We start from the raw sequence: 25,192 nt of genomic DNA on the forward strand, positions 1-25,192 counted from the left end.
GCCCCGAATTCGTGTCATGGACTCAAGCGAAGTCCTGTCGCAAACGAGTCTTGAGCAGCTTCCCGCTAGCGTTGCGTGGCAGCTCCTCGATGAACCGAACTGCACTGGGGCACTTGAAGTGAGCCAGTCGCTCGCGTGACCACTCGATGATCTCCGCTTCGGTTGCATCCGAATCAGCAGCTCGAACGACCACGGCAAGGGGAGTCTCACCCCACCGATCGGAGTGAACGCCGACTACCGCGACCTCGCGGATGCCGGGGTGCCCGGAGAGAACACTCTCCACCTCGGCCGGATAGACGTTCTCACCGCCGGAGACGATCATGTCCTTGAGGCGGTCGTGGAGGTAGAGATAGCCGTCCTCGTCGAACGATCCGCCGTCTCCGGTGCGAAGCCAGTCACCGTCCAACATGGTGGCCGCAGTGGCTGCTTCGTTACGCCAGTAACGCTTCATGACGTGAGCGCCGCCGATGACGACCTCGCCGCGGTTACCGACCGGGACGTCTTCGAGCGTCACGGGATCGACTATGCGGATGGGCACTCCGAACATCGGCTGCCCGACGGACTTCAACCGATGCGCGGTCGACTCGTCGGTCGCCCGATGATCTTCCGGGGTCAGCATGGTGACGCCGCCGGTCGACTCGGTGAGTCCGTATGCCTGCAGGAAACTACACCCGAAGACCTCGGTCGCGTCTTGCAACAGGGGCAGTGGCATCGGCGCGGCTCCGTAGACCAGGAACTGCAGGGCACTCCAATCTGCCTCGCGCACAGCCGGAAGGGAGGTCAGGACGCTGATCACCGCGGGAACGGCGACCGCATGCGTGACTTTGTACTCCTGCATCAGCGCGACGAGTTCGAGAGGTCCGGCGATGGTCTCGAGCAGTAGAGCGCCACCGCCGAGCGTCGTGACCAGGGCGAGACCCAGTCCGGCCACATGGAAGAACGGAACCGGGCACATAGCCACGGAGTCGGTGTCGAGATCGAGCAGGTGATACATGGTGGCGAGGGCGCGGCCGAGGTTGGCGCCGGTGAGTTCGATTCCCTTGGGGTGACCGGTGGTTCCCGACGAGTAGAAGATCAGCGCTGTGTCGTCGGGGCGGCGCGACGACCCCGGATCGTCGTCGCCGACACCGGAAAGCCAGTCGTTCCACGAGATCGAGTTTCCGGAACCGTCCACCGTGACGACGGTACGGACGCTACCGACCGCCGCGGCGACGTCGGAGAGGCCCTCATCGCCTGCTCCGAGTACGACGACGGTCGGCTCGCTGTTGCTCAGGATGTAGTCGACCTCGCCCGGTGCCAGCCGATTGTTGACGGCCGTCAGAATCGAGCCCATCTTCGAAGATCCGTACAGGACGGAGAGGAAAGACGGTGCATTGGCCCCGATGTACGCCACCCGGTCGCCGGGTCGAACACCATCGCGCAGAAGTGCATTCGCGACACGATTTGTTTCGATGTCGAGTTCGCGGAAACTGGTACGCCCGTCATCGGAGATGACGGCGGTGCTCTCCGGACTGGCAATCGCCCGGCTGCGCAGCAAGTCTTCCAGATTCTGCACGGGGCGACCGTCGGGCAGGAGCGCGTTCACGGAAGGTTCACGGACGGCAGGTTCACGGGTGGCAGGTTCACGGGCGGCAGTCGAACCTACGGCCGTCGGCTGAGTTGTCATGCTGAATGCTCCAATCTGAAGGGGGCAAAGACAGGGGGTTCGAAAATGCCGGCGGGAGCAGCGAGTACATGCTCGACGGCGCGTAGTGCCGGGCCTGCAGTGATGAACTGACCGGCTGTCGTGCGACTGTTCGGATCTTGTGGTTCGACCAGGTTGACGGTCATCACGATCTCGGGTTTGCCGAAGAGGTGGACTTCCCATTGGTCCCGTCCCGCGTATTCGTCGCGATCAGGTTCCATGGTCCAGATGATGGCGAGGGTGAGGAACTGCTTTCCGTCGACCATTGCGTGCCAGCGCCATTCGGTGGTTCCGACGGTTCCCGCGGCGATGCGTCCGGCGGCGACGTCGAGATCCGTACGTGCCGGAACGACCCTGTGATCGGACACGACCTCGTCGTAGGTGACGCCCAGGCGCTCGCACATGAACGCGATGGTCTCGAGGTACAGCGACGCGTACAGCGAGGGCAACGGCCCGGTTCCGTCCAGTTCCTCCGGGGGCGAACCCATTCCCATGACGGTGAACGCGAAGTCGGGGTCAGGCATGCCGCGAGCGTCGAGCACCTCGTCGATCGTAATTCGGTCGAGTTCGATCGATGTTCCCGTCAGCGCCAACGCCAATCGCTCGCCGATGACACCTGGGCTCACGCCGACCCCGAAGAGCGTCGAATCGCCTTCCTTGCATGCTTGGGCGAACATGTGCTCGCGTTCGGTGCCGTGTGCGCGGGGGAAGTGCTGCCCGGCCGTCGTGATCACGTTGATCCCGGCGCGAAGCAGACGGCACAGATCGTCGTCGTGGCGTTCGTACGGAATCTGCAACCGCGGACTGTGGATGAGAACCTGTGGGCGCGAGCGGATGATCTCGTCCACGTCGCGTGTAGCGATCACCCCCGTCGGTGCTCGTCTGGCGATGTCACCGGCGTCTCGACCCGCCTTGGCGTCGCTGTACACGTACAGGCCGACCAACTCCAGGTCGGGACGATCGATGATTCCGCGTAGCGCTGTCTTGCCGATGGCACCGGTCGCCCACTGGGCAACACGAATCGGATCGCTCATGATCGAGTGGTCAGTTCGCCGGCGAAGAGGAGCTTGCCCAGACCGCGTTCGTACCGAATCGGGTCGCGTGCCAGACGCGCACGGGCATCGATTGCCATGAAATCTGTGTCGCACGTCCACTCACCGCGTTGCGTGGCGGCGAGTCCGGTCGCGGCGATGTCCAGAGGATTTTCCTTGTGGCCCTGAACATGTGACGCCATGCGGGTATCGACGCTGCCGACGATCAACGACGTGACGGTGATGCCGTGCGGTTCGAGTTCGGCGCGAGCGATGCCGCCGAGCGACAGAGCAGCCGCCTTGGCCGGTGAATAGCCACCCATGAAGGCGGTCGGAGCGATTGCGGCCACCGACAGGACGTTGACTATCGATCCTCCGCCGCGGGCGGCGAGTACCGGCGCGAAGGCGCGGATCATCGTCAGAGGCCCGAAGTAGTTGACCTCCATCTCGGCTCGCGCAGCCGCTTGGTCGTCGGCCTCGATCAACCGATTCCCGGTGAACAGTCCGGCATTGTTGACGACCACTGTGGTGTCACCGCACGCCCTGGCCGCTGCATCGACGAGTCCTGGATCGGTCACGTCGAGTTCGACGATGTGTGCTCCGGTGGATCGCAGCTCGGCGGGCGCCTCGTCGGGATTTCTCACCCCTGCATAAATTTTGGCGGCACCCATCGACTTCGCCTGTTGGACGAAGGCCAAGCCGAGCCCTCGATTGGCGCCGGTGACGAGGACAGTCGCGCCCTCTATCGGCGTTCCGCGAAACCTTGTCATGAGTGCTCCTGTGTCTGCCGTGTGTAGATGAGGTCGTCGGGAAATTTCTTGCTCTTCTTCAAAGACGTTTCAGGCGCGAGCATCCCGAAGATCCAGCCTTCGGCTGTGGCCATGTCGTGGTTCCAGTCCCACCGCAGTGCGCGGTGGCGGATTCCCCACCTGCCGTCCTCGTAGCCGAAGCGGTCGATCAGGCGCGCCGCGGTGAGTGTGTCGGCTATGCCGTCCGAGTGCTTGATTCGCGCGAAGGCAAGCACGTAGGACTCGACGTGTGCTGTGGCCCCGTCGAGTTCGATCAGGACGTTGGTCATTGCGTGGGTCGTCAGTGACCGTGGGTGAGTGATGGCCCCGGCGATGTGGTCGATGTAGTCGTCGGCGGTGCCGGTGAAGACACCCCCGTGGTCTTCGGTTGCGCCGGGTAGATAACACCACCTGGCGTCCTCGACGTCTCCGCGATCGGCAGCTCGGAGGAAACGAGCCAGAACCTCGTAGATTTCCTGCTTGGCGACGAGAGCGTCGACCCGGCTGTAGTCCCTGACGTCTGGGCCCCCGCCGCTGTCGACTGCGTGAATGTTGTTGGACCTCACGATGATGTCCCTTCTCGGCTCCGGATCGGGGGCCGCACGTTGACGGAGTGCCTCTGTTTACTGTAGTAATCTCTATCACACTGTTAATTGAAGTGTCACGAGGAGGTGAAACCAATGCTTGGAAACACACCACCCGCACAACCTGCGAATGGCCCGGTCGTACTCACGCTCTCCGATGTATCGATCGAATTCGGCGGAGTCACGGCTCTCGACGACGTCGGCTTCGACGTCCACGCCGGCCAGATCTGCGGACTCATCGGGCCGAACGGCGCTGGTAAGACCACGCTGTTCAACTGCATCACAAGGATTTACGAACCGAGTCGCGGTGTCATCACCTGGCAAGGAACCGACCTCTTGGGATTGCGGCCCTATGCATTGGCATCTGCAGGGATCGCTCGGACCTTCCAGAATCTCGCACTGTTCAGCGGCATGAGCGTCTTCGACAACACCATGGTCGGCGGATCGTCTCGGGGCCGCTTCGGACTGGCGAGCGGGCTTCTCGGCTGGCCTCCAGCGCGCGCCCGAGTCCGAGAACTGCGAGAGAAGGCCTGGTACCTGCTCGAACGCCTCGAACTCGTCGACGTCGCGAACGCGCCGGCAGCAGGCCTTCCGTTCGGAACACTCAAGCGCGTCGAACTGGCACGAGCATTGATGTCCGAGCCTTCGCTGCTTCTGCTCGACGAGCCCGCCGGCGGGCTCACACACAGCGAAGTCAAGGAGTTGGGAGAACTGATCGTCTCGCTCCGCGACGACTTCGGCTTCGGAGCGCTTCTGGTCGAACACCACATGGGATTGGTGCTGGGTATCTCCGATCACGTTGTCGCACTGAACTTCGGCCACAAGATCGCTGAAGGTACTCCGGCGGAGATCCAGCAGAACGACGCCGTGATCAATGCCTATCTGGGGCGAGCGGCATGAGCCTGCTGAGCGTCGACGATCTGCATGCCGGTTACGGGCGAGGCAATGTACTGCACGGGGTGTCGCTCGACGTGGAACCCGGCGGGGTCGCTGTTGTTCTCGGCGCGAACGGTGCCGGCAAGACCACCATGATGCGCGCGCTTGCCGGATTGATTCCGCACCAGGGAACGATCACCTTCAACGGTTCGCCGCTCGGATCCAAACCTGAACGCGCCGTGGCCGCCGGCGTCAGCCTTGTCCCACAGGGCCGTGGAACTCTCGGTCAACTGTCGGTACGTGACAACCTGCTCGTCGGCGCTGCGCTTCGCAACGACAAGGCGGAGATCGAGGCCGACATCGAGCGGTGGTGTGAGACATTTCCGGTGCTCGCGAGGAGGTCCACACAGTTGGCAGGTTCGCTGTCAGGCGGTGAACAGCAGATGCTCGCGGTCGCGCGGGCATTGATGAGCCGTCCCACCCTTCTTTTGTGCGACGAACCGAGCCTGGGTCTGGCGCCCATCGTCATCGCCGAATTGTTCGACACGCTCGGTGCGATCAACCGGAGCGACGGAACTGCACTGCTGATCGTGGAACAGAATGCCGATCTCGCGATGAAACTCGCGTCGAAGGTCTTCCTGCTCGACGTAGGCACCATCGTCGCTGCCGGCACGCCCGAGGAATTTCGTTCCGACGACGTCGTGCGCAGCGCCTATCTCGGGTACCAGGAGTAAACGGTGACACTCTTTCTCGAACGACTCATCTCCGGATTGACCAACGGATCGATCTACGCAATTCTCGCGCTGGCACTCGTGGTGGTGTTCCGTGCCACCGGCACGATCAACTTCGCTCAGGGCGAGTTGGCCCTGTTCACAACCTTCGTGGCGTGGTGGCTCACAACGATGTCCTGGCCGATCTGGGCCGCGATCGGAGCGGCTCTCGCTCTCGGCTTCCTGCTCGGGGCGTTGATGGAGCGTCTGCTCATCCGGCCGGTTCAACGTAGAAGTGACATGGCAGTGCTGATAGTGGCACTGGGATTGTTCACCGGGCTCAACTCGTTGGCCGGAATGTTGTGGGGGAGCGAAACGAAGATCATGCCGAGCCCGTTTCCCAACGGTCCCACCGACTACATCTCGGTGGGCGGCGCGCGCGTGTACGGCGACGCACTGGGCGTACTGGTTGCGCTCGTTGTCCTACTTGTGTTGATGTCCTTGCTCTTTCGCAAGACGAGAGTCGGTCTGCACATGCGTGCCGTCGCGGACAATGCCGAATCTGCCACTCTCGCCGGAGTTCCGACCAGCCGGATACTCGCAATCGGCTGGGGTGTTGCGGCAGCGATCGGCGCACTGGCCGGTGTCCTGGTCACTCCGCTCTCGCCGCAACAACTCGGCCTCACGACCATGTTCCCGATCTTCATCGCAGCATCTGCGGCAGCGCTGTTCGGCGGTCTGGACAGTCTTGTCGGCGCAGTTGTGGGTGGGTTGACGATCGGTGTTCTGGAATCGATGCTCAGCGGCTACATTTCGGTCATCGGCGGTTCGCTGCAGCAGACATCCGCGCTACTGATCATCGTGGTGATCCTCTTCGTCAGACCCAATGGACTGTTCGGTACCAAGAAACTGGAGCGGGTATGACGACGCTTGCCGAGAGAAATGAACCCGCGGTCGCCGAAAAGGCAGTCAGGCAGCCGCGCGTGGTGGTTGCCGGATCGACGTCGTACCGGATACTCCAACTGGTTCTGCTGGTGGCTGCCGTCTGTGCCCTGCTCCTCGTGTCGCAGAGCGCGCCGTTTCGCGTAGGGCAGTTCACGAGTGTCTTCATCATCGCGATTGCCATCGCCGGACTGAATATCGTCAGCGGGTACACCGGACTTCTGTCGATCGGCCATTCTGCCTTCTTCGGCCTCGGCGCGTACACGACCGGCGTTCTGATCGTCGATCGCGGATACTCGCCGTTGACCACAATCCCGATGGCAGTTGTATTGTGTTTCGTACTAGGACTTCTCGTCGGGCTTCCCTCCTTGCGGATCAAAGGGCTGTATCTGGCCCTCGTTACCCTCGCCGTCGCTGTGGCGTTTCCCGAAGTGATCCGCAAGACCGGGGATCTCACCGGTGGCGCGGCCGGCATGGTCGTTCGTGCGAATCTTCTGGTCCCGCCGAAATGGACGGGTTTGACCCGCGCGGACACCTATCTCTGGATCTTCTGGGTTTCGGTAGTGACGCTGGCAGTGGTCATGCTCCTGATCCGCAATCTCGTCAAGAGTCGATTCGGTCTGGCAATGGTTGCGGTGCGCGACAACGAGATTGCGGCGAGTGCAAACGGCATCAACGTCGCGCGGGTCAAGATTCTCGCTTTCGGACTTTCCGGCGCGATCACCGGTCTGGCAGGTTCGCTGTTCACGATGTACATCGGCGCGCTCTCACCCGAGTCCTTTTCGTTGATGAAGTCGATCGAGTTCATCACCGGACTGGTGTTGGGCGGAATCGCAACGCAATTCGGCCCGATCGTCGGGGCTACGGCAGTGGTGTTCCTGCCGTACTACACCGGAAGCGTCACCGACGGCCCCGTGTCGGGAGTGGTGTTCGGCGCGGTGCTGATCGCGATCGTGTTCTTGATGCCGGACGGAATCGTCGGCCGGATCAACAGCGTTCTCCGACGGTTTGTCCTCGTGGTTCCCGCAGATCATCCCAAGTATCGCGAAGGTGAACCCCGCACCTGAGCGCCGTCTCCCTCGCCCACTCTCGTTTCTCTCAACTCACAGCAAGGAACTGGACGATATGAAAAGGCAGACCACGATTCCCGCAGTCATCGCCGCTGCGGCACTACTCCTTTCGGCCTGCGGAGGTAACTCCGACGCAGAGAGCAACACGTCGACCTCGGCCGGAGCAGTATCGGTCGACGACTGCAGCGATCCCAGTGGTGCCGCGGCGCCGATCACCGACAAACTCACGGTGGGGTGGAGTGGGCCGACGTCCGGCCCGCTCGCCGACGCGGTCGGCAACGTGATCGAAGGAATGCGAGCACGGTTCGAGGTCGAGAACGCGGCCGGCGGCGTCGGCGGCGTCAAGCTCGACGTCGTGGTCAAGGACGATGCCTTCTCCCCGGAGCGCGCCAAAGCCAATGTCGGAGAGTTCATTCAGAAGGACAAGGTCGACGTTCTGGGCACGTTCGGAGCAGGCCAGTTGAACGCCATCGCGGACGACCAGACCACTGCCTGTGTTCCACTGCTCTTCGCGCAGGCAGGCATGCCCGAGTTCCGGGTGATCGAAGACTTTCCGTGGACCACGGAGTATCTACCGGATCCGGGCGTCGAGATGGAGGTAGTGGTCGAAAGCCTGAAGAAGAAGTATCCGAGCGGCGCCAAGGTTGCCTTGGCCACGAACCAGACCGAGTCCGGACAAGGGATCGCCAACGGCTTCAAGTCCGCGATCGAAGGAACGAACTTCGAGATCGCAGCCGAAGAGGCGCTGACCGACCCCAAGACGGCGGCATCGACCCTCAAAGCCAGTGGCGCCGAGGTATTGGTGGTGGCCGGTGTCACCACCGATTGCCTCGCGATCACCCAGGCGATCGGACGTGTCGGATGGAAGCCCGACACCGTGATTCAACCGTCGAACTGCGTCGACGGTGCGACGCTGTATGCGCCCGCAGGTGATGCTGCCGACGGGCAGCAGGTGATGGTGTGGCTCAAGGATCCCAACAACGCCCTCTACAAGGATGACGCGGCGGTACGTGACTACCTGGCCGGTGCGGCTGCTCACGGTGCCGATTCCCCGACCAACAGCTACACCGTGAACGGCTGGGCCATCGGTGACCTGTTGGTGGACAACTTCACTCGGGCCTCTGAGTCATCCGACGGACTCTCACGCGCCAGCATCATGAGTGCCGCACGAACGCAGGACTACCACCCGCCGATGTTCATCGACGGAATCAAATTCACGATGACCGCGGACCATGCATTGGGAATCCTGGCATTCCAGCCGTTCGAGTGGAACGCCGCTACCCAGGCGTTCGAGAAGCAAGGCGACGTGATCGACATTTCCGGCCGTTACGAGAACTGAAACGAGTACGCGAATGAACAAGGCACACAGGGGATTGCATCCTCGCGTCAAGGTGGACGAATACACCTCGAAAGGGTGGTGGTCCGACGAGACGATCGATCAGGTGTTCCGGGCGCAGGTGCGGGTACGCGGTGACGAACTTGCCGTGGTTGATCCGGCGAACCGGAGCGAGTTGTCCGGCGGAGATCCGCGACGCCTCAGTTGGAACCAACTGGAGAGCGAAGTCATCGCGCTCGCTGCCGGCTTCTCCGAGGTGGGTTTGGGCCGGGGAGATGTTCTGGGCGTGCAGATGCCCAATACCGTCGAATTGGTCGAGGTCTACCTTGCAGCGTGGTCTCTGGGGATCGTGGTCTCGCCATTGCCCATGCAGTACCGCGAACGTGAAGTGGAAGGAATGGCAAACCAGGCGGCGTTTGCAGCATTTGTCACCGTACCCAGTTTTGGTGACAGACTCCCTGCTACGGAGATCGCTGCAATCAGATCCCGGATTGCCTCTCTGAGATCGGTGTTCGCCTACGCTCCCGCATCCGAGCTTCCGGCCCAGTTGCCGGCCGGTGTCGTGGGGCTGAGTCCTCGGGCGGCCACCGAAACACAGCGCAGTGAATTGGATGTCCGAATCACCGAAGATCCCAACGACCCCAACGATGCGATGACGATCTGTTGGACCTCCGGGACCGAAAGCGAACCGAAGGGGGTCCCACGTTCGCACTACGAGTGGCTGGCCATCTGCTGGGCCACGATCGACGCTCCCGACATCGGCGTCGGCGACGTCTTGCTGAACCCGTTCCCGATGGTCAACATGGCCGGAATCAACGGAATGTTCCTGCCGTGGCTCCGCACGGGATGTGTACTGGTACAGCACCACCCGTTCGATCTTCGAGTTTTCCTCGGGCAGATCGAGGCCGAGCGCGTGACGTACACGGTAGCGCCGCCTGCGCTGTTGTGGATGCTGCTCGCCGACGAGTCGATGCTCGCGGCGGTCGACCTGTCGAGCTTGACTCGGATCGGTTCGGGTTCGGTGCCACTGCAACCTCCGATGGTCCGGGGATGGCAGGAGCGATACGGAATCGGAGTCATCAACTTCTTCGGATCCAACGAAGGCATCAGTCTGCTCTCCTCGCCTGCGGACATGCCGGATCCGGACGACCGCGCACGGTACTTCCCCCGCTTCGGTGTCGAGAACTTTCGCTGGAGCACCAGAATCTCCGACTGGATGGACGTGCGCTTGGTCGACGTGGTCACCGGTGAGGACATCACCGAAGTCGGGCACCCGGGTGAGTTGCGAATCAGCGGACCGACGGTCTTTGCCGGCTATCTCGGCGATCGGCCGTCTCCGTTCGACGAACGCGGATTCCTCTGCACCGGAGACATCTTCGAGATTGCCGGTGATCACGGGCAGTTTCTCCGCTACCTGGACCGGGGGAAGGACCTCGTGATCCGCGGCGGAATGAACATCGCCCCAGCCGAACTGGAGGGATTGATCGCCGAGCATCCGGCCGTTGCGGATGTGGCCGTCATCGGCGACCCCGACGAAGTACTCGGTGAGCGCGTCGCAGCAGTGGTCACGCTGCGGCCCGAGACGGAACTCGAGCTGGACGCTCTGGTCGCGTTCCTGAAGGACAAGCGCATTGCGTCGTACAAACTTCCCGAGCGGCTGGAGATTCGGAAAGAACTGCCGCGCAATTCGACCGGAAAGATCCTCAAGCGTGAGCTTCGACAGAAGAGTGTGGCATGAGTGTGATGAACGACAGTGACAAGCTTGCGTTGGCGCGTGAGATGTTCCAGGCGTGGGACGTCATGGACTGGACACGCGTCGTCGACTTGTTCGCCGAGGACGGTGTGCTCCACAGCGTCATGCAGGAACCTCTTGTCGGCAAGGAGGCCGTTGCGGGCCGAATTGCGTTACTGGCAAGCAAGTGTGAACGGATCACCCTGAAGATCGAGTCTCTCGGCGTGATCGACGGAAGGGTATTTGTACAGCGAGTGGACGACTTCCACTTCGACGGTACCCATGGCGTCGTTCCTGTTGTCGGAATCCTCAGCATGGCAGACGGACGGATCACCGAGTGGCTCGAGTACTACGACCGTCCGACACTGTTGGAGGGAATGGGTCTTGTCTCCGACTTCGAGTAGAGGTTTGCCGACCATCGACATCTCCCTGGGGTTGTGGCAGGACCGTCCGCCGCGGGAGGTGACCACTACCGCGCGCCTCGCCGACAAACTGGGGTTCGGCCGAGTGTGGGTGGGGGAGATGGCGACGTACGACGCCTTTGCGCTGGCGACGTCGGTCGGCGTCGGCTTCGAGTACTCCGAACTGGTGGTCGGCCCACTCGCGGTGACGGTTCGTGATCCGGCGATGATCGCGATCGGGGCGGCGTCGGTGGCCGATCTCACCGGGCGCCACGTGTCGATCGCCTTGGGTACGTCCAGCACTGTCGTGGTCGAAAAATGGCATGGACGAAGCAGGTCCGGGGCAGCTCGGGCGCTCGCGGAGTCCGCCCGCGGTGTACGAGCGCTGATGGACGGTGAACGGGGCGAAGTCGCCGGAACGGTGATGCGGACCAGCGGATATCGGCTGCGACTTCAGCCGCCAGGTGGGCGGCTGATCGTTGCGGCATTCGGGGACAAGGCGCTTCGGGCCGCGGTGGAGTTGGGCGACGAACTGGTGCTCAATCTGGTCAGCCCGGAGCAAGCGGGGCGCCTGATCACACGGTGCAAGGAAATCGCTGCCGAGTTGGAAACCGGCATGCCTTTCGTGTCGGTGTGGGCACCGGCTGCCGTCGCCGAGAATGGACCGTCACAGGTGTCGATCGATCAACTTCGACGCGGGCTCGTACCGTATCTGGCTGCTCCGGGGTACTCGGACATGTTCGTCCGCGCGGGCTTCGCTGATGTGATCGAGGCAGCCAGGGCCGGGGCCGCGCCGCGCGAGCTCTTGAGCCAGGTCTCGGACGCGATGGTGGCAACGGTGGGAATCGTCGGGACTCCGGCCGATGCCCGCGAGCAACTCGAGGCGTACCGAGCGGCGGGAGTGGACTCCGTCGTGGCCGTGCCTTCATCCACTGATTCGGATCCTGCCGGCAAAGTGACCATGGAACTTCTTGCGGAGATGGCATGACGGACCCCCGACGAACTTACTCTCAGGTAAGTTCGTCGGGGGTATGTCTAACCGAAGGAGTAGCCGTGAGTGATCGCGTTCGTGTCGAGGTAGTGCAGTCGGTGGCGTACGTGACGCTCAGCCGACCGGAGAAACTCAACGGTCTCGATCTGGACATGCTCGACGCCCTGGTGGACGCCGCTCGAACTATCGAAGCTGATCGTTCGATCCGGGGCGTGATTCTTCAAGGCGCGGGTGACGCGTTCTCGGCCGGGTTGGACTTCGCCTCTGCGGGTAAGCAACCGAGGCGCATGGCGAAGGCCTTCGCGAAATTTCCCGGTCAGAAGACCAACCTCTTTCAACGCGCGTGCTGGGTGTGGCGCGAATTGCCCGTGCCGGTCATCGCGGTCGTTCACGGGCACTGCTTCGGTGGGGGACTGCAATTGGCGCTCGCCGCAGACTTTCGATTCACCACCCCCGATTGCACGTTCTCGGTGATGGAGGCGAAGTGGGGATTGATCCCCGACATGACCGGAACGGTCACGATGCGCGAACTCGCGGCAATGGACGTCGTGAAACGCCTCGCCATGACTGCTGAACTGTTCGACGGAAATCAGGCTCTCGAGTGGGGGTTCGTGAGCGGAGTCAGCGACAATCCGATCAAGCCGGCGCAGGAACTGCTGTCGCAGATCGCGGTTCGCTCGCCGGACGCCGTCGCAGCGACGAAGACGTTGCTGCACAAGACCTGGAACCGCTCGCCTCGCGGCGCGTTCTGGATCGAATCGCGGATCCAACTGGCGCTGATGCGAGGCAAGAACCACAAGATCGTGCGCACAGCGAATGCTGCGAAGAAGTTGCCGGAGTTCGCCTTTCGAAAGTTCGGCTGACAAACTCCGGCATCGCGACGCCGTTGGGCGTCCACATTCAGGTCGATTACACCATCAGGTCTCGTCCTGATCGATCCTTGATGAGCATCGTGGCGACGAACGAGACCGCGGCCAGCAGGGCGAGGTATATCGAGATGGCAAGGGTGCCACCGGTCTTGCCGAGGAGCCACTGTGCGACGGTGGGAGCAAAGGCGCCGCCGAAGATGGTGCCTACCGCGTAGGAGATCGACGCACCGCTGTAACGGATCGAAGCCGGGAACAGTTCGGCGAACAACGCGGGTTGAGGTCCGTACGACAGCCCGAGTCCGACCGAGAACAGGATCATCGCCACGTAGATCCAGCCGAGATTCCCGGTGTCGATGAGGAGGAAGAACGGCACCGCGAAGAGGACCATTGCGAGGTTGCCCACGTTCATCACCGTGGTGCGGCCGCGTCGATCCGACCAGTAGGCGCCGATCATGGTGAAAACGCCCCACGTGACGGCACTTGCGAGCGTGGCAATCAGTAGTTCGGTCTTACCCAGGCCATAGGTCTTGGTTGCGTACGCGACGATGAATCCGCCGATCACCATGTAGCCGTTGCCGTTTGTGCCGATGAAGGACAGCGCCGCGAGTACGACCTGCTTCGGGTGTTTCTTGAACAGAGTTCGGATAGGCGTGTTGCTCTCGGTGCGGCGTTCCTTGAGTTCGGCGAATACGGGTGACTCGCTGACCTTGCTTCGAATGTAGAAGCCGACGCCGATCAACACGACGCTGAGCAGGAACGGCACTCGCCATCCCCAGGTGGTGAACTGTTCGTCCGTGAGGGTGAACGTGCACAGTGCCAAAACGCCGGTGGCGAGCAACATTCCGAGCGGTACTCCCATCTGTACGAACGCTCCGAAGAATCCTCGACGCCTGGTGGGTGCGTGTTCGACGGCAAGAAGAGCGGCCCCGCCCCATTCGCCGCCCGTCGAGAATCCTTGGACGACGCGAAGCAGGATCAACAGGATCGGTGCCCAGATTCCGATCGATGCATACGTCGGCAGCACGCCGATGAGAACCGTCGCGGCACCCATCATCGCCAACGTCGCGACCAGGACACGTTTGCGGCCGAGTCTGTCGCCGAGATAGCCGGCCACGATGGCACCGAGAGGACGGAAGACAAAGCTGATGCCGACCGTGACGTAGGAGACGATCTGGCCTGCCGAGCCCATCGGCTTGAAGAACAGGTCGGCAAAGATCAGGGCTGCAGCTTGGGCGTAGATGAAGAAGTCGTACCACTCGACGGTGGTGCCGACCATCGACGCCATCGCGGCGCGGTCGTATTCCTTCGCGGCGGGCTTGGTGCCAGTTCTGGTTGTGGTCATCGAGCTACTTTCTGCCAGTCACGTGGTTCACCGACACGGTGAAACTGCGAAGTCGGAACAGGGGAGAAACGCTGTTCGATCTGCGACGTTGCCGGTGTGCTCGGTGCATGCTTTTGGCTGACTCGGAGCGTTCCTGCGCGATCTCATCGTCGATATCGACAACCGAATGATCGGTAGGTAATGAATTATGCAGAAGTGTGAGCGTCAACACAAGCGATGCCGGAAAAGTCTGATTGTTTGATGCGGAGCGTGCGAGAAGTCAGCGACTCACGTGTGGAGTGACGCCGCGATCCGCAGATCGATTTCCCTGGCGCTGAGCAGATGGTCGAGGACGAGAACCGCACAACCGAGGATGCCGGATTGTGCGCCGTGGCTGACCGAAGCGATCTGAAGCTTTCGGGTGGCAAGCGCCGTTGCGTTGCCGTAGACGGACTCCCGAAGCCCGGCGAGGAAGAGTTCGTCCGCCTCGGCCATGTCGCCGCCGATGATCAGGACCTCGGGATTGAGGAGATTGACCGCGCCGGAAATGACGTCGCCGATCAGTCGGCCGCTGCTTCTGATGAGCCGGCGGGCTTCGCTGTCGCCGTCCAGGGCGAGGCGGACGACATCACGCACGTGACCGACGCTTCGGCCCTGATCTCGGAGGGCGTGCACGAGAGCCCAACCGCTGGCGACAGTTTCGACGCAGCCGACGTCGCCGCAGCGACACTTCATGCCCCGCGCTGCAGCGGTTTTGGTATGCCCGATCTCGCCGGACGCTCCGAGTGAACCGCGTTGGAGGACTCCGCCCATGACGATTCCTGCGCCGAGGCCGGTTGACGCCTTGATCATCAGGAGGTTGGGCGCACTCTCGCGTCGCTCGCTCAATTCGGCCAGAGCCATCACGTTGGCATCGTTGTCCGCGAACAGCGGAGCCGTGGTCACCGATGCCAGATAGGGGGCAAGCGCGACTCCGTCCCATCCCGCCATCATCGGAGAGTCGAGGCTTGCTCCCGCGGCGACGTCGACCGTTCCGGGAATGCTCAGTCCGATTCCGATGACCTCGGTAGACGCGCGGTGGACCTGGGCCAGTAGTGACGAAAGATGCTCGGCAATTTCGGGCATCAGTTCGTCGGGGCCGACCCCGACCGACTTGTCGATGTCTTCTGCCGCGAGGATCGTGCCCGCCAGGTCGGTGACGGCAAGTTGTGCCCGCGATCGACCGATGGCCACGACGAGAACCACGCCGGACGAGTTCGCGAAGGTGAGAGTGGACGGCGGCCGGCCGCCCGTCGACGGGCCCTCGTCGTCATCGGCGATCAAACCAAGCGATTGAAGTGCTGCAACCCTGGCCGATACCGCCGTCCTGGACAGGCCGGTGAGCTTCCCGATCTCGCTGCGCGTGGTCGCGGAACCGCTGCGTATCAGCGTGAATACCTCTCCCGCGGTAGCCGGAGTCGTGGACGGTCGGGTCATTGTCCTATTCAAGCATTCCTCGTCGGTAACTTCAGCGTGCGAAAGTTCGCATACTTTGTCCACAAAAAGACGTAAGTAGGTCTTGTGAAAAAGCAGAAGTAGGCATAGTCTGTGTCTTGACTCACTGCCACGGGCGTCCGAGGAGACGAGTCGCAGTTTCTGTGAAGCAGGGCGCACAAACAGGGGAGAACCTGATGAGCCGCACCGATACACAAGAGATCGTCGAGTTCGCACGTAAGTGGCAGCAGTTCGACGGTGGACCTGACGAAGAGATCTTTGTAACCTTCGGTCTCGCCCCGGACGAGTATTTCCGCAGGCTGCAGGCAATTCTCGACGACGGCGTCGTAGCGCTGACTCCGCCGGTCACCGGCGAACTCGCAACGGTCTGTGCACATCGACTCGGCCAATCGGTCAGGCGTCGATAAGTCCGACCCGGCGTCAGCCCAGAGTCACCCGAATCCGTGTCACCCGAGTAAGGAATTGAGGTCGCCATCATGCACAAGCACCTTCCGATGCCGTACCCGACCGCCGAAGTGTGGGACTGGCAGCTGCAGGGAGCGTGCCGCGGGCACGATTCCGCGGTGTACTTCCATCCGGACGGCGAGCGTGGACACGCCCGCGAGAACCGTGAACGCAACGCCAAGAAGGTCTGCGCGACGTGCCCTGTACTCCAGCAGTGCCGCGAACACGCACTCTCCGTCCACGAGCCGTACGGCATCTGGGGTGGAATGACGGAGACCGAGCGCGCAGAATATGTGCGATCGCTGCGTAAGCGCAGCAACCGGATGCCCGCGGTCGCCAACGCGAGCTGACGGTCCTTCGGAAAGGACGCCAGTGTGGCCCTCGTAGCCGGTATCGATTCGTCTACCCAGTCGTGCAAAGTCATTGTCCGTGATGCCGATTCGGGAGAGCTGGTACGAGAAGGGCGGGCGGCGCATCCCGTCGGTACCGAGATAGATCCGGCATGCTGGCTCGAGGCGATGGACAGTGCAATCGCCGCAGCGGGTGGGCTCGGCGACGTCGCAGCCGTATCGGTCGGAGCTCAACAGCACGGCATGGTGTGTCTGGACAGTGGCGGCGAGGTCGTCAGACCGGCGTTGCTGTGGAACGACACTCGCTCGGCGAAGGCTGCGACCGATCTGGTCGAAGAGCTCGGCGGACCCAAGGCGTGGGCCGACGCAGTTGGTGTAGTTCCGGTCGCCGCGGTCACGGCAAGCAAGCTTCGATGGCTCGCAGATCACGAACCCGGCAACGCCGATCGCACTGCCGCGGTGTGTCTTCCGCATGACTGGTTGTCCTGGAAGTTGGGTGGGTCCGGCTCAATCGAGGAGCTTGCCACCGACGCGGGCGACGCCAGTGGAACCGGCTATTATGCTGCCTCGACGCGCGAATATCGTAAAGATTTGCTGGCGTTGGCATTTCGCGGTCGAACCCCGCATGTTCCCCGAGTTGCATCGCCGAACGAAAAGATCGGAAGTACACGTTCCGGAGGTATTGTCGGGCCTGGCACCGGTGACAATGCCGCAGCCGCACTGGGTTTGGGGGCAGTTCCCGGTGACGTGATCATCTCGATCGGAACATCCGGCGTCGTCTCGGCTGTATCGGCCACCCCCACGCATGATCCCGGCGGGAACGTGGCAGGATTCGCGGACGCAACCGGCCTGCACTTGCCGCTGGTGTGCACTCTCAACGGCGCGCGCATTCTTGATGCGACGGCGTCCATTCTCGGTGTCGATCACGCCGAACTGTCGCGGTTGGCGTCGACGGCGCCCCTCGGAAACGACGGGCTGGTCATGATTCCGTACTTCGAGGGTGAACGGACGCCCAACCGCCCTGACGCCACGGGGGCCATGCACGGATTCCGGCTGCAGAACTCGACGCCTGCGCACTTTGCACGAGCCGCAATCGAAGGGCTCCTGTGCGGCTTGGCCGACGGCGTCGACGACCTGGTTCGTCAAGGCGTCGAGGTGAAGCGAGTTCTCCTCGTGGGAGGCGGAGCGAAGTCGCTTGCTCTCTGTGAGATCGCGCCGGCAATTCTCGGAGTGCCGGTCGTGATCCCTGCTCCGGGTGAGTACGTCGCCGAAGGGGCATGCAGGCAAGCAGCATGGGCACTGTCCGGGGACACGCAGCCGCCGGTGTGGCCGAAACCGGAAGAGCGACGATTCGACGCCGAACCAGCTCCCCACGTGCGCGAGCGCTACGCGTCGTTGCGCGAACTCACCGAAGGTGTCTGAGCGCTCCCTACAGAAGCCCGAACTTCCGCACTGCGTCGAGTAGCGCGTGCGGGCGTTCGGTCGTCGGCAGGGGATCGACGAGTGCGAACTGGCAACCGACGTCACGGGCAGCGCCGTCGGCGATGTCGCTGTCACCGACCATCAGAGTCTGCGCCGCATCCACATCGAGTTGTGCGAGGGCGTACTCGAAGATCGCCGGTTCGGGCTTGACTGCACCCACCTCGAACGAGAGAACGAACTCGTCGACCCAGACGTCCCAGCCGCGGTCGGCGAACGCCGGACGGATGTCGAAGGCGATGTTGCTCAAGACGGCAGTGCGTATGCCCTTCTCCGACAGTGACTTCAGGACCTCGCCGGTATCCGGGTACGGCGACCACTGATCCGGATCGACCAGCAGGGCGTAGAAAGCTTCGGCCCGAACCGGATCGGGCACCCCGGACTTACTCAACACGTCGAGGTAAGCCTGACGATGCAACTTCGGATCCCGGTCGCGGTTCTCCCACGCGTAGATCCCCGCTTCGTCCATCTCCACGGTTCTGCCCACCGGCGCGGTCATCCGACGCATCAGCTCGGCTTGAGCGTGCACGTCGAGCGGATCGCCTTGGTGATCGACGAGGTGCTCGGTCCAATCGTCGCTCTCCTCCAAACGGAAGAGGGTTCCGGAGAAATCGAACAGCGTCGCGGCGATATGTCCGTCTTGATGGGCCGTGCTGTCAGTGTTCACCTCGACAGGTTATCGGCGTCCGCTTTCCGATGCGTGATGTGAGCCAGTGCACGCGTACTTTGAGAGAGCACATTTTCCGAGGTTCCCCCGACGGGCACGATTTCGATGCCCCGGATGAACCGTATGACGAGGGGGATCCTCCGTGTCCGACCACGCGAATACACCAGACCTGACGAAGCCGTCCCGCGAAGACCCCCACCTCTCACGTCAGCTGTCCAACCGGCATATCCAGCTGATCGCCATCGGTGGTGCCATCGGCACCGGACTGTTCATGGGATCGGGCAAGACGATCTCGCTCGCCGGGCCCTCCGTGATCTTCGTGTACATGATCATCGGATTCATGCTCTTCTTCGTCATGCGGGCGATGGGGGAGCTGCTGCTCTCGAACATGGCGTACAAGTCGTTCTCCGACTTCGCCGCGGATCTGCTGGGCCCCTGGGCGGGATTCTTCACCGGCTGGACCTACTGGTTCTGCTGGATCGTCACCGGCATCGCGGACGTCATCGCGATTTCCGGGTACTTCAAGTACTGGTGGCCAGGGCTCGCGGCGTGGATTCCTGCTTTGCTGACGATCGCGGCGCTGTTGCTCCTCAATCTCCCGACCGTTCGCGCTTTCGGTGAAACCGAGTTCTGGTTCGCGCTGATCAAGATCATCGCCATCGTCAGCCTGATCGTCGTCGGTATCGTCATGGTCGTCTCCGGGTTCACGGCGCCGAACGGTGCCACCTCGGGTATCGACAACCTCTGGAACGACGGCGGGATGTTCCCGACCGGATTCATGGGCTTCGTCGCCGGCTTCCAGATCGCCGTGTTCGCCTTCGTGGGTATCGAGCTCGTCGGTACGACGGCAGCCGAGGCCAAGGACCCGGAGAAGAATCTGCCGAAGGCCATCAACTCCATCCCCATTCGTGTCCTGCTGTTCTACGTCGTTGCACTGACCGTGATCATCGCGGTGACTCCGTGGCGTGAAATCAGCGCAGACAAGAGTCCGTTCGTCGCCATGTTCACACTCGCCGGCCTCGGCATCGCTGCTTCTGTCATCAACTTCGTCGTGCTGACCTCCGCTGCATCTTCGGCCAACTCGGGTATCTACTCCACCTCGCGCATGGTGTTCGGCCTTGCGCAGGAGGGCGACGCACCGAGGGCCCTCGGCAAGCTGAACTCACGCAAGGTCCCCGCGAACGCCCTGATGTTCTCGTGCATCTTCCTGCTGGCGTCGTTGATCCTGCTGTTCTCGGGCGATTCCGTGATCGAGGCCTTCACCGTCGTCACGACCATTTCGGCGCTGCTGTTCATGTTCGTATGGACGATCATCCTGGCGAGCTACATGGTGTACCGGAAGCGTCGTCCGCACCTGCACGAGGCGTCGAAGTTCAAGATGCCCGGCGGCATCGTGATGTGCTGGGTCGTGCTCGCGTTCTTCGTCTTCATTCTCTGGGCACTGACAACCAAGGACGACACCCTGCAGGCACTTCTCGTCACGCCGATCTGGTTCGTGGTTCTGGGCATCGCGTGGGCGATCATCCGGCGTCGACCCGCTCACCGGGCACGATACGACGCATTCAAGTCAGAACTGGACGCCAGCCGACAGAACGGCGACAAATAGTTTTGGTCAAGATCGGGTAACGGTGGCGGCCGCCTTGATCAAACTGTTACATTCTTCGGCAGACAGAGGAGCGGGCTTCATCAGAAGGACGCTGCACGCCGACGACTGACGGAGTACACACTGTGGGAAACCACCACCGCACGGGCAATGACGATGTTGTCTTCGAGATCGATCCCGAGGCAGCAAGCGGCCGCCACCGCACCCCGTCGGCTGGCCCTGGTGCCGGTGTCAAGGCAGGTGTCGTAGCTGCGGCTACCGGTGCACTCCTCGTCGGTGCAGGCCAGATGGGCGCAGGAACCGCTGCTGCGGCGCCGGCAACACAGACCATCGCCGGAATCGAAATCCCGCAGGGTCTGCTCCCCGAGGGCGTTGTCGTTCCGGCTGAATTGGCGGCACTTCCGGCTCTCGACATCCCCGAGCTTCCCGATTTTGCTGCCGACCTCAACACGCAGGCACAGCAGTTCCTCGCTGGGATCAACCCCGGCACCTCAGCTCGTACCGTGCAGCCGGTGTCCGGAACGCTGACCTCAACCTTCGGTTCGCGCTGGGGAGCACACCACGGCGGCCTCGACATCGCGGCTCCGATCGGTACGCCGATTCTGGCTGCAGCCGACGGCCAGGTCATCGACGCCGGCCCGGCGTCAGGTTTCGGCCTCTGGGTCCGCGTCCAGCACGACGACGGCACGGTCACCACGTACGGCCACGTCAACGACTACCAGGTCAACGTCGGCCAGCGCGTCAACGCCGGCCAGCAGATCGCCACCGTGGGTAACCGTGGCCAGTCCACCGGCCCGCACCTGCACTTCGAGGTTGCCGAGAACGGCGCAAAGGTCGATCCCGCAGCGTGGCTGCAGGCTCGCGGCGTAGCTGTCACCTGGGTCGACAACTCGTAGAAGAAACTTTCGGAGAACTGCGGTGGCGTCGGGAAATTCTTCCCGGTGCCACCGCAGTTCTCGTTTGTCGGTGACACCTGACGGATAGCCTTCAGTGACGTTGATCGTCGAAGGGGGAATGCGCAATGGGTGCAGAGGTCACGGCGCGAGAATTCACCAGAGCCGACCGTAGGCTCTTTCGTAAGAAGGTGCGCTCGTGCGTCGACGCCATGAAGCAGATGCTCGACGGTGGTGACTTCCGAGACGCCGTCGACAAGCCCGCTCCGCTGTTGGGCATGGAGATCGAGTTCAACCTCGTGACCGGCGACATGACGCCCGCGATGTCCAACCGTGAAGTGCTCGAATCCATCGACGACTCTGCGGTTTTCCAAACCGAGCTCGGACAGTTCAACGTCGAGATGAACGTCGAGCCCGGCCCACTCACCGGTGATGCGACTTTCGAATTGGAGAAGAAACTGCGGGCGTCCCTCGACGTCGCAGACGCGCGAATCCACGCGCACGACGCCGAGATGGTGATGATCGGGATGCTGCCGACACTGCAGCTCGAGCATCTCGATCGTGAGTGGATCACCGCCAACCCGCGCTACGAATTGCTCAACGAGCAAATTTTTGCCGCGCGAGGAGAGGACATCGAACTCGACGTCGAAGGTGTCGCGCTACCCGGTGGCGACGTGGAAATCCTTCGGGCCGACACCAATTCGGTGGTGCCGGAGGCGGCTTGTACGTCCATGCAGTTGCACCTGCGCGTCGCGCCGGAAGAATTCGCAGCGCACTGGAATGCCGCGCAGTGTCTGGCCGGAGTACAGGTGGCGCTTGCGGCCAATTCCCCTTTCCTGGCAGGGAAGGCGCTTTGGCACGAATCACGCATTCCGATCTTCGAACAGGCAACGGACACCCGAACTTTCGAGCTCAAGAACCAAGGTGTGCGACCGCGAGTGTGGTTCGGTGAGCGGTGGATCCATTCGGTTCTCGACCTGTTCGAGGAGAATTCACGGTACTTCCCGGCGCTGCTCCCTGATGTCTCGGACACCGATCCACTGGAAGTGCTCGCGGCGGGCGGGGTTCCGGAGTTGAGCGAGCTTCAGATGCACAACGGCACGGTCTATCGCTGGAATCGGCCTGTCTACGACTGCTCGGATGGCAAGCCGCACTTGCGTATCGAGAATCGGGTGCTGCCGGCCGGGCCGACCGTCGTCGACATCATGGCCAATGCGGCCTTCTACTACGGAACCGTTCGCGCATTGGTGAACGCGGAGCGGCCACTGTGGTCGCACATGTCGTTCCATGCGGCCGAAGAGAACCTGCACATCGGCGCCAAGTACGGACTCGACGCCACCCTGTACTGGCCGGAGATCGGTTGGGTCGGTGCCGACGAGTTGGTCCTGCGAAGGCTGCTGCCGTTGGCGGACGAGGGTTTGGCCGACTTCGGATTGTCCGCCGCGGCCCGCGATCGGTACCTCGGCGTGATCGAAGGGCGGTGCATGAATCGGCAGACCGGTGCCGCCTGGCAACGCGAGCAAGTGGCGCACGCGGAGGCCTCGGGCGCGGACCGCTCGACTGCGCTCACCGGAATGCTCCGCGGTTACGTGGAGAACATGCGGACGGGAGATCCTGTTCACACCTGGTCCTGATTGCTCTGCTAATTCTCCTATCCGTCAACAGTTTCGGGGACCTAAGTCCCCGAAATGAAGAGGGGGCGACCCCAAAAAAGCCGGACAAGTGGGATGGTTAGAGTGAAAGTGGCTCGGTTACTTCTTCAGGAAGGTGGGCACATGAGTTCACGCGAACATAACAGTGTTGTTGTCGGAGTCGAGGGTTCGGACACTGCGTCCACAGCGCTCCGCGAGGCCGCGAAAATCGCCGCCCAGCGCGAATTGCGACTCGACATCATCCACGCTCTCGACTTCGCGCCTTACGGTTTCGGCGGACCGTACGTCGACGCGGGTGGGGTGTACGAATGGGTCGAAGAGGCCGGAAAAGCGATCTTGGCAGAGGCGGAACAATTCGCCCGTGAGATCGATCCGAAACTCGAAGTTCACACCGAAATCGCCATCGGCAGCGCAACTCAGTGGCTGATCGAGAGTTCGGCACAGGCCAGGCGGGTCGTTGTCGGAGCGTCGGCGTCAGGCAAGGCGGCGACAGCAGTCCTCGGCAATACCGCGGTCGGTGTGGCCAGTCACGGCAAGTGTCCGGTCATCGTCGTCCGAGACCGCGATGGTGCGGTGCCCTCGGAAGGACCCGTAGTGGTCGGCGTCGACGGCAGCGCGTTGAGCGCCCAGGCCGTCGGTGCGGCTTTCGAGGAAGCGTCGTTCCGCGGAGTCGAGTTGGTGGCGTTGCACGTGTGGAGTGACCTCGGCAGTGCGGCATTCGAAGACCCGAGGGCCGCTGCGCTTGCCCCGCAGTCTCTCGAAGAGGAAGAGCATGCGGTACTCAGCGAGAGCTTGGCCGGATGGTCCGAGCAATACCCGGACGTGAAGGTCCGGCGCGAGGTATACCTCGACAACCCACGCGGACGGCTGCTGGACTGGTCGGCAAAAGCGCAGCTCGTCGTAGTCGGAAGCCGTGGTCGCGGTGGATTCCGCGGCATGTTGCTCGGCTCGACCAGCAACACCCTGATCGCTTCGGCCAAGTGCCCCGTCATGGTGGTTCGCCCCGAAGAATCCTGACCCTCGACAGGCTCTCCCACTACCCCGTTCATTTCGGTCATCGAATATGAACGGGGTAGTCACATGAATGCGGACTCAGGTTCCGTAGTGTTCGATGTGAGTAAGTGTTCGATGGGAGTACCACTGCTCGTGTGCGCGTCGCACACGGCAGCAATCGTCAGGATTGGGGTTACAACGTGCGTATCGGTATGGGTTTGAACTACAGCGGCGGGTTCGCCGAAACCGTCGAAGAGGTCGGTGACCTGGAGAAGGCGGGCCTCGACATCGCCTTCGTCCCGGAGGCGTATTCCTTCGACGCCGTCAGCCAGCTCGGTTACCTGGCGGCCAAGACGTCGACCATCGAACTCGCTTCGGGAATCTTTCAGATCTACACCCGTACGCCCTCGTTGACCGCCATGACGGCGGCGGGCCTGGACTTCGTCTCCAACGGTCGCTTCGTGATGGGACTGGGCGCTTCCGGACCGCAGGTGATCGAGGGGTTCCACGGCGTCAAGTACGACGCTCCGCTGGGACGCACACGTGAGGTCGTCGAGATCTGCCGTCAGGTTTGGCGCCGCGAGAAGGTCGAGTACCAGGGCAAGTACTACCAGGTTCCCCTCCCCGCCGAGAAGGGCACCGGACTCGGAAAGCCGCTCAAGCTGATCAATCATCCTGTGCGTGAGCGCATCCCGATCCTGATCGCTTCGCTCGGGCCCAAGAACGTCGAGCTGACGGCGGAGATCGCCGAAGGCTGGGAACCTATCTTCTTCCATCCGGAGAAGGCAGCAAGCGTGTGGGGTGAGCCGATCGCCAAGGGCAAGGCCAAGCGCGATCCGAGCCTCGGCGAGCTTCAGGTGTACGCGTCGCCGGCACTGGCCATCGGTGACGACGTCGACCACATGCTCGACTGGGTACGCCCGAGCCTTGCGCTCTACATCGGCGGCATGGGCGCCAAGGGCAAGAACTTCTACAACGATCTCGCGGTGCGCTACGGCTACGAAGAGGCCGCCGAGAAGATCCAGGATCTCTACCTCGCGGGCAAGAAGGACGAAGCCGCAGCAGCAGTGCCGGACGAACTGGTTCGCGCAGTGTCGTTGATCGGTCCCGAGAGCTACGTCAAGGAACGCGTCGCAGCCTTCGCCGAAGCCGGTGTCACGACGCTCAACGTCACGCCGTTGGCGGCCGACCGCAACGGCCGAGTGCAGCTGATCGAGAAGTTCCGCAAGATTTGTGACTGACCCTGCTGTGCGCCTTTATTAACCGCCGGCGGTTAATAAAG

The 25,192-nt window shown here is 62.5% G+C and carries 24 protein-coding genes; 17 read left to right on the forward strand and 7 right to left on the reverse strand.

Features of this window, described 5'->3' with window-relative positions; genetic code table 11:
• Positions 1-22: 22 nt before the first annotated feature.
• From QM609_RS14885 to QM609_RS14900, 4 genes are read right to left on the reverse strand one after another with little or no spacing between them, the layout of a single operon-like run.
• Positions 23-1,666 (reverse strand): long-chain-fatty-acid--CoA ligase, encoded by a 1,644-nt coding sequence (locus QM609_RS14885; protein WP_083744997.1) that lies wholly within the window; start codon positions 1,664-1,666, stop codon positions 23-25.
• Entirely contained in the window at positions 1,663-2,718 is a 1,056-nt protein-coding gene (locus QM609_RS14890) for an NAD(P)H-dependent amine dehydrogenase family protein (protein ID WP_050654671.1), read from the reverse strand. The genes QM609_RS14885 and QM609_RS14890 overlap by 4 nt, the downstream gene beginning before the upstream one ends.
• A complete protein-coding gene (locus tag QM609_RS14895) occupies positions 2,715-3,485 on the reverse strand; it encodes an SDR family oxidoreductase (protein WP_042451076.1) in 771 nt (256 codons plus the stop codon). Before QM609_RS14895 ends, QM609_RS14890 begins: the two co-directional genes overlap by 4 nt.
• On the reverse strand, positions 3,482-4,069 hold the full coding sequence (locus QM609_RS14900; protein WP_050654670.1) for a nuclear transport factor 2 family protein: 588 nt from the start codon (positions 4,067-4,069) through the stop codon (positions 3,482-3,484). Before QM609_RS14900 ends, QM609_RS14895 begins: the two co-directional genes overlap by 4 nt.
• Before the next feature lie 114 nt (positions 4,070-4,183).
• Here QM609_RS14900 and QM609_RS14905 point away from each other — a divergent pair, with 114 nt between their 5' ends.
• The 9 genes from QM609_RS14905 (at position 4,184) to QM609_RS14945 (ending at position 13,008) form a co-directional block, all read left to right on the forward strand.
• The gene (locus QM609_RS14905) at positions 4,184-4,987 is read left to right on the forward strand and encodes an ABC transporter ATP-binding protein (protein ID WP_076948407.1); all 804 of its coding nucleotides are present in this window, start codon (positions 4,184-4,186) and stop codon (positions 4,985-4,987) included.
• On the forward strand, positions 4,984-5,697 hold the full coding sequence (locus QM609_RS14910; protein WP_003939931.1) for an ABC transporter ATP-binding protein: 714 nt from the start codon (positions 4,984-4,986) through the stop codon (positions 5,695-5,697). The genes QM609_RS14905 and QM609_RS14910 overlap by 4 nt, the downstream gene beginning before the upstream one ends.
• A 3-nt stretch (positions 5,698-5,700) precedes the next feature.
• Positions 5,701-6,597, forward strand: a complete 897-nt coding sequence (locus QM609_RS14915) for a branched-chain amino acid ABC transporter permease (protein ID WP_003940241.1) — start codon at positions 5,701-5,703, stop codon at positions 6,595-6,597.
• Positions 6,594-7,682 carry a branched-chain amino acid ABC transporter permease gene (locus tag QM609_RS14920; RefSeq protein WP_030534909.1) on the forward strand — a complete coding sequence of 363 codons (1,089 nt, stop codon included), beginning with the start codon at positions 6,594-6,596 and terminating at the stop codon, positions 7,680-7,682. Before QM609_RS14915 ends, QM609_RS14920 begins: the two co-directional genes overlap by 4 nt.
• Positions 7,683-7,740: 58 nt before the next feature.
• Positions 7,741-9,024 (forward strand): ABC transporter substrate-binding protein, encoded by a 1,284-nt coding sequence (locus tag QM609_RS14925; RefSeq protein ID WP_003939841.1) that lies wholly within the window; start codon positions 7,741-7,743, stop codon positions 9,022-9,024.
• 13 nt (positions 9,025-9,037) lie between these two features.
• The gene (locus tag QM609_RS14930) at positions 9,038-10,759 is read left to right on the forward strand and encodes a class I adenylate-forming enzyme family protein (RefSeq protein ID WP_050654668.1); all 1,722 of its coding nucleotides are present in this window, start codon (positions 9,038-9,040) and stop codon (positions 10,757-10,759) included.
• On the forward strand, positions 10,756-11,157 hold the full coding sequence (locus QM609_RS14935; RefSeq protein WP_021345212.1) for a nuclear transport factor 2 family protein: 402 nt from the start codon (positions 10,756-10,758) through the stop codon (positions 11,155-11,157). The genes QM609_RS14930 and QM609_RS14935 overlap by 4 nt, the downstream gene beginning before the upstream one ends.
• Positions 11,158-11,161: 4 nt before the next feature.
• A complete protein-coding gene (locus QM609_RS14940) occupies positions 11,162-12,142 on the forward strand; it encodes an LLM class F420-dependent oxidoreductase (RefSeq protein WP_232319115.1) in 981 nt (326 codons plus the stop codon).
• 65 nt (positions 12,143-12,207) lie between these two features.
• Positions 12,208-13,008 (forward strand): crotonase/enoyl-CoA hydratase family protein, encoded by an 801-nt coding sequence (locus QM609_RS14945; RefSeq protein ID WP_042451070.1) that lies wholly within the window; start codon positions 12,208-12,210, stop codon positions 13,006-13,008.
• 46 nt (positions 13,009-13,054) lie between these two features.
• Here QM609_RS14945 and QM609_RS14950 read toward each other — a convergent pair whose 3' ends face one another.
• Positions 13,055-14,356: an MFS transporter gene (locus tag QM609_RS14950; protein WP_050654667.1), complete on the reverse strand. Its 1,302-nt coding sequence runs from the start codon at positions 14,354-14,356 to the stop codon at positions 13,055-13,057.
• A gap of 267 nt (positions 14,357-14,623) precedes the next feature.
• Positions 14,624-15,811 carry an ROK family transcriptional regulator gene (locus QM609_RS14955; RefSeq protein ID WP_003946405.1) on the reverse strand — a complete coding sequence of 396 codons (1,188 nt, stop codon included), beginning with the start codon at positions 15,809-15,811 and terminating at the stop codon, positions 14,624-14,626.
• A 194-nt stretch (positions 15,812-16,005) separates the two neighbouring features.
• Between QM609_RS14955 and QM609_RS14960 the strand changes: the two genes are divergently transcribed.
• From QM609_RS14960 to xylB, 3 genes are all read left to right on the forward strand, one after another.
• On the forward strand, positions 16,006-16,236 hold the full coding sequence (locus tag QM609_RS14960; protein ID WP_030534904.1) for a DUF3263 domain-containing protein: 231 nt from the start codon (positions 16,006-16,008) through the stop codon (positions 16,234-16,236).
• 69 nt (positions 16,237-16,305) lie between these two features.
• Positions 16,306-16,623 carry a WhiB family transcriptional regulator gene (locus tag QM609_RS14965; RefSeq protein ID WP_003946343.1) on the forward strand — a complete coding sequence of 106 codons (318 nt, stop codon included), beginning with the start codon at positions 16,306-16,308 and terminating at the stop codon, positions 16,621-16,623.
• A gap of 24 nt (positions 16,624-16,647) precedes the next feature.
• Complete coding sequence (gene xylB, locus QM609_RS14970) at positions 16,648-18,045, forward strand: xylulokinase (RefSeq protein ID WP_050654666.1); 1,398 nt, start codon at positions 16,648-16,650, stop codon at positions 18,043-18,045.
• Positions 18,046-18,052: 7 nt separating this feature from the next.
• On the opposite strand, the gene QM609_RS14975 is transcribed toward xylB, so the two are convergent.
• Positions 18,053-18,769, reverse strand: coding sequence for an HAD family hydrolase (locus QM609_RS14975; RefSeq protein ID WP_007727677.1), 717 nt, complete (start codon positions 18,767-18,769; stop codon positions 18,053-18,055).
• Positions 18,770-18,911: 142 nt separating this feature from the next.
• Between QM609_RS14975 and cycA the strand changes: the two genes are divergently transcribed.
• From cycA to QM609_RS15000, 5 genes are all read left to right on the forward strand, one after another.
• Complete coding sequence (cycA, locus tag QM609_RS14980; protein WP_050654665.1) at positions 18,912-20,375, forward strand: D-serine/D-alanine/glycine transporter; 1,464 nt, start codon at positions 18,912-18,914, stop codon at positions 20,373-20,375.
• Between the two features lie 122 nt (positions 20,376-20,497).
• Positions 20,498-21,268, forward strand: coding sequence for a M23 family metallopeptidase (locus QM609_RS14985; RefSeq protein ID WP_003946431.1), 771 nt, complete (start codon positions 20,498-20,500; stop codon positions 21,266-21,268).
• 125 nt (positions 21,269-21,393) lie between these two features.
• A complete protein-coding gene (locus tag QM609_RS14990; protein WP_050654664.1) occupies positions 21,394-22,899 on the forward strand; it encodes a glutamate-cysteine ligase family protein in 1,506 nt (501 codons plus the stop codon).
• 141 nt (positions 22,900-23,040) lie between these two features.
• Positions 23,041-23,934: a universal stress protein gene (locus QM609_RS14995; RefSeq protein WP_007727672.1), complete on the forward strand. Its 894-nt coding sequence runs from the start codon at positions 23,041-23,043 to the stop codon at positions 23,932-23,934.
• A gap of 176 nt (positions 23,935-24,110) precedes the next feature.
• A complete protein-coding gene (locus QM609_RS15000; RefSeq protein WP_007727670.1) occupies positions 24,111-25,151 on the forward strand; it encodes an LLM class F420-dependent oxidoreductase in 1,041 nt (346 codons plus the stop codon).
• Positions 25,152-25,192 lie beyond the last annotated feature (41 nt).

This window comes from Rhodococcus sp. IEGM 1302, assembly GCF_030056935.1.
In the GTDB taxonomy this organism is placed as follows: domain Bacteria; phylum Actinomycetota; class Actinomycetes; order Mycobacteriales; family Mycobacteriaceae; genus Rhodococcus_F; species Rhodococcus_F qingshengii.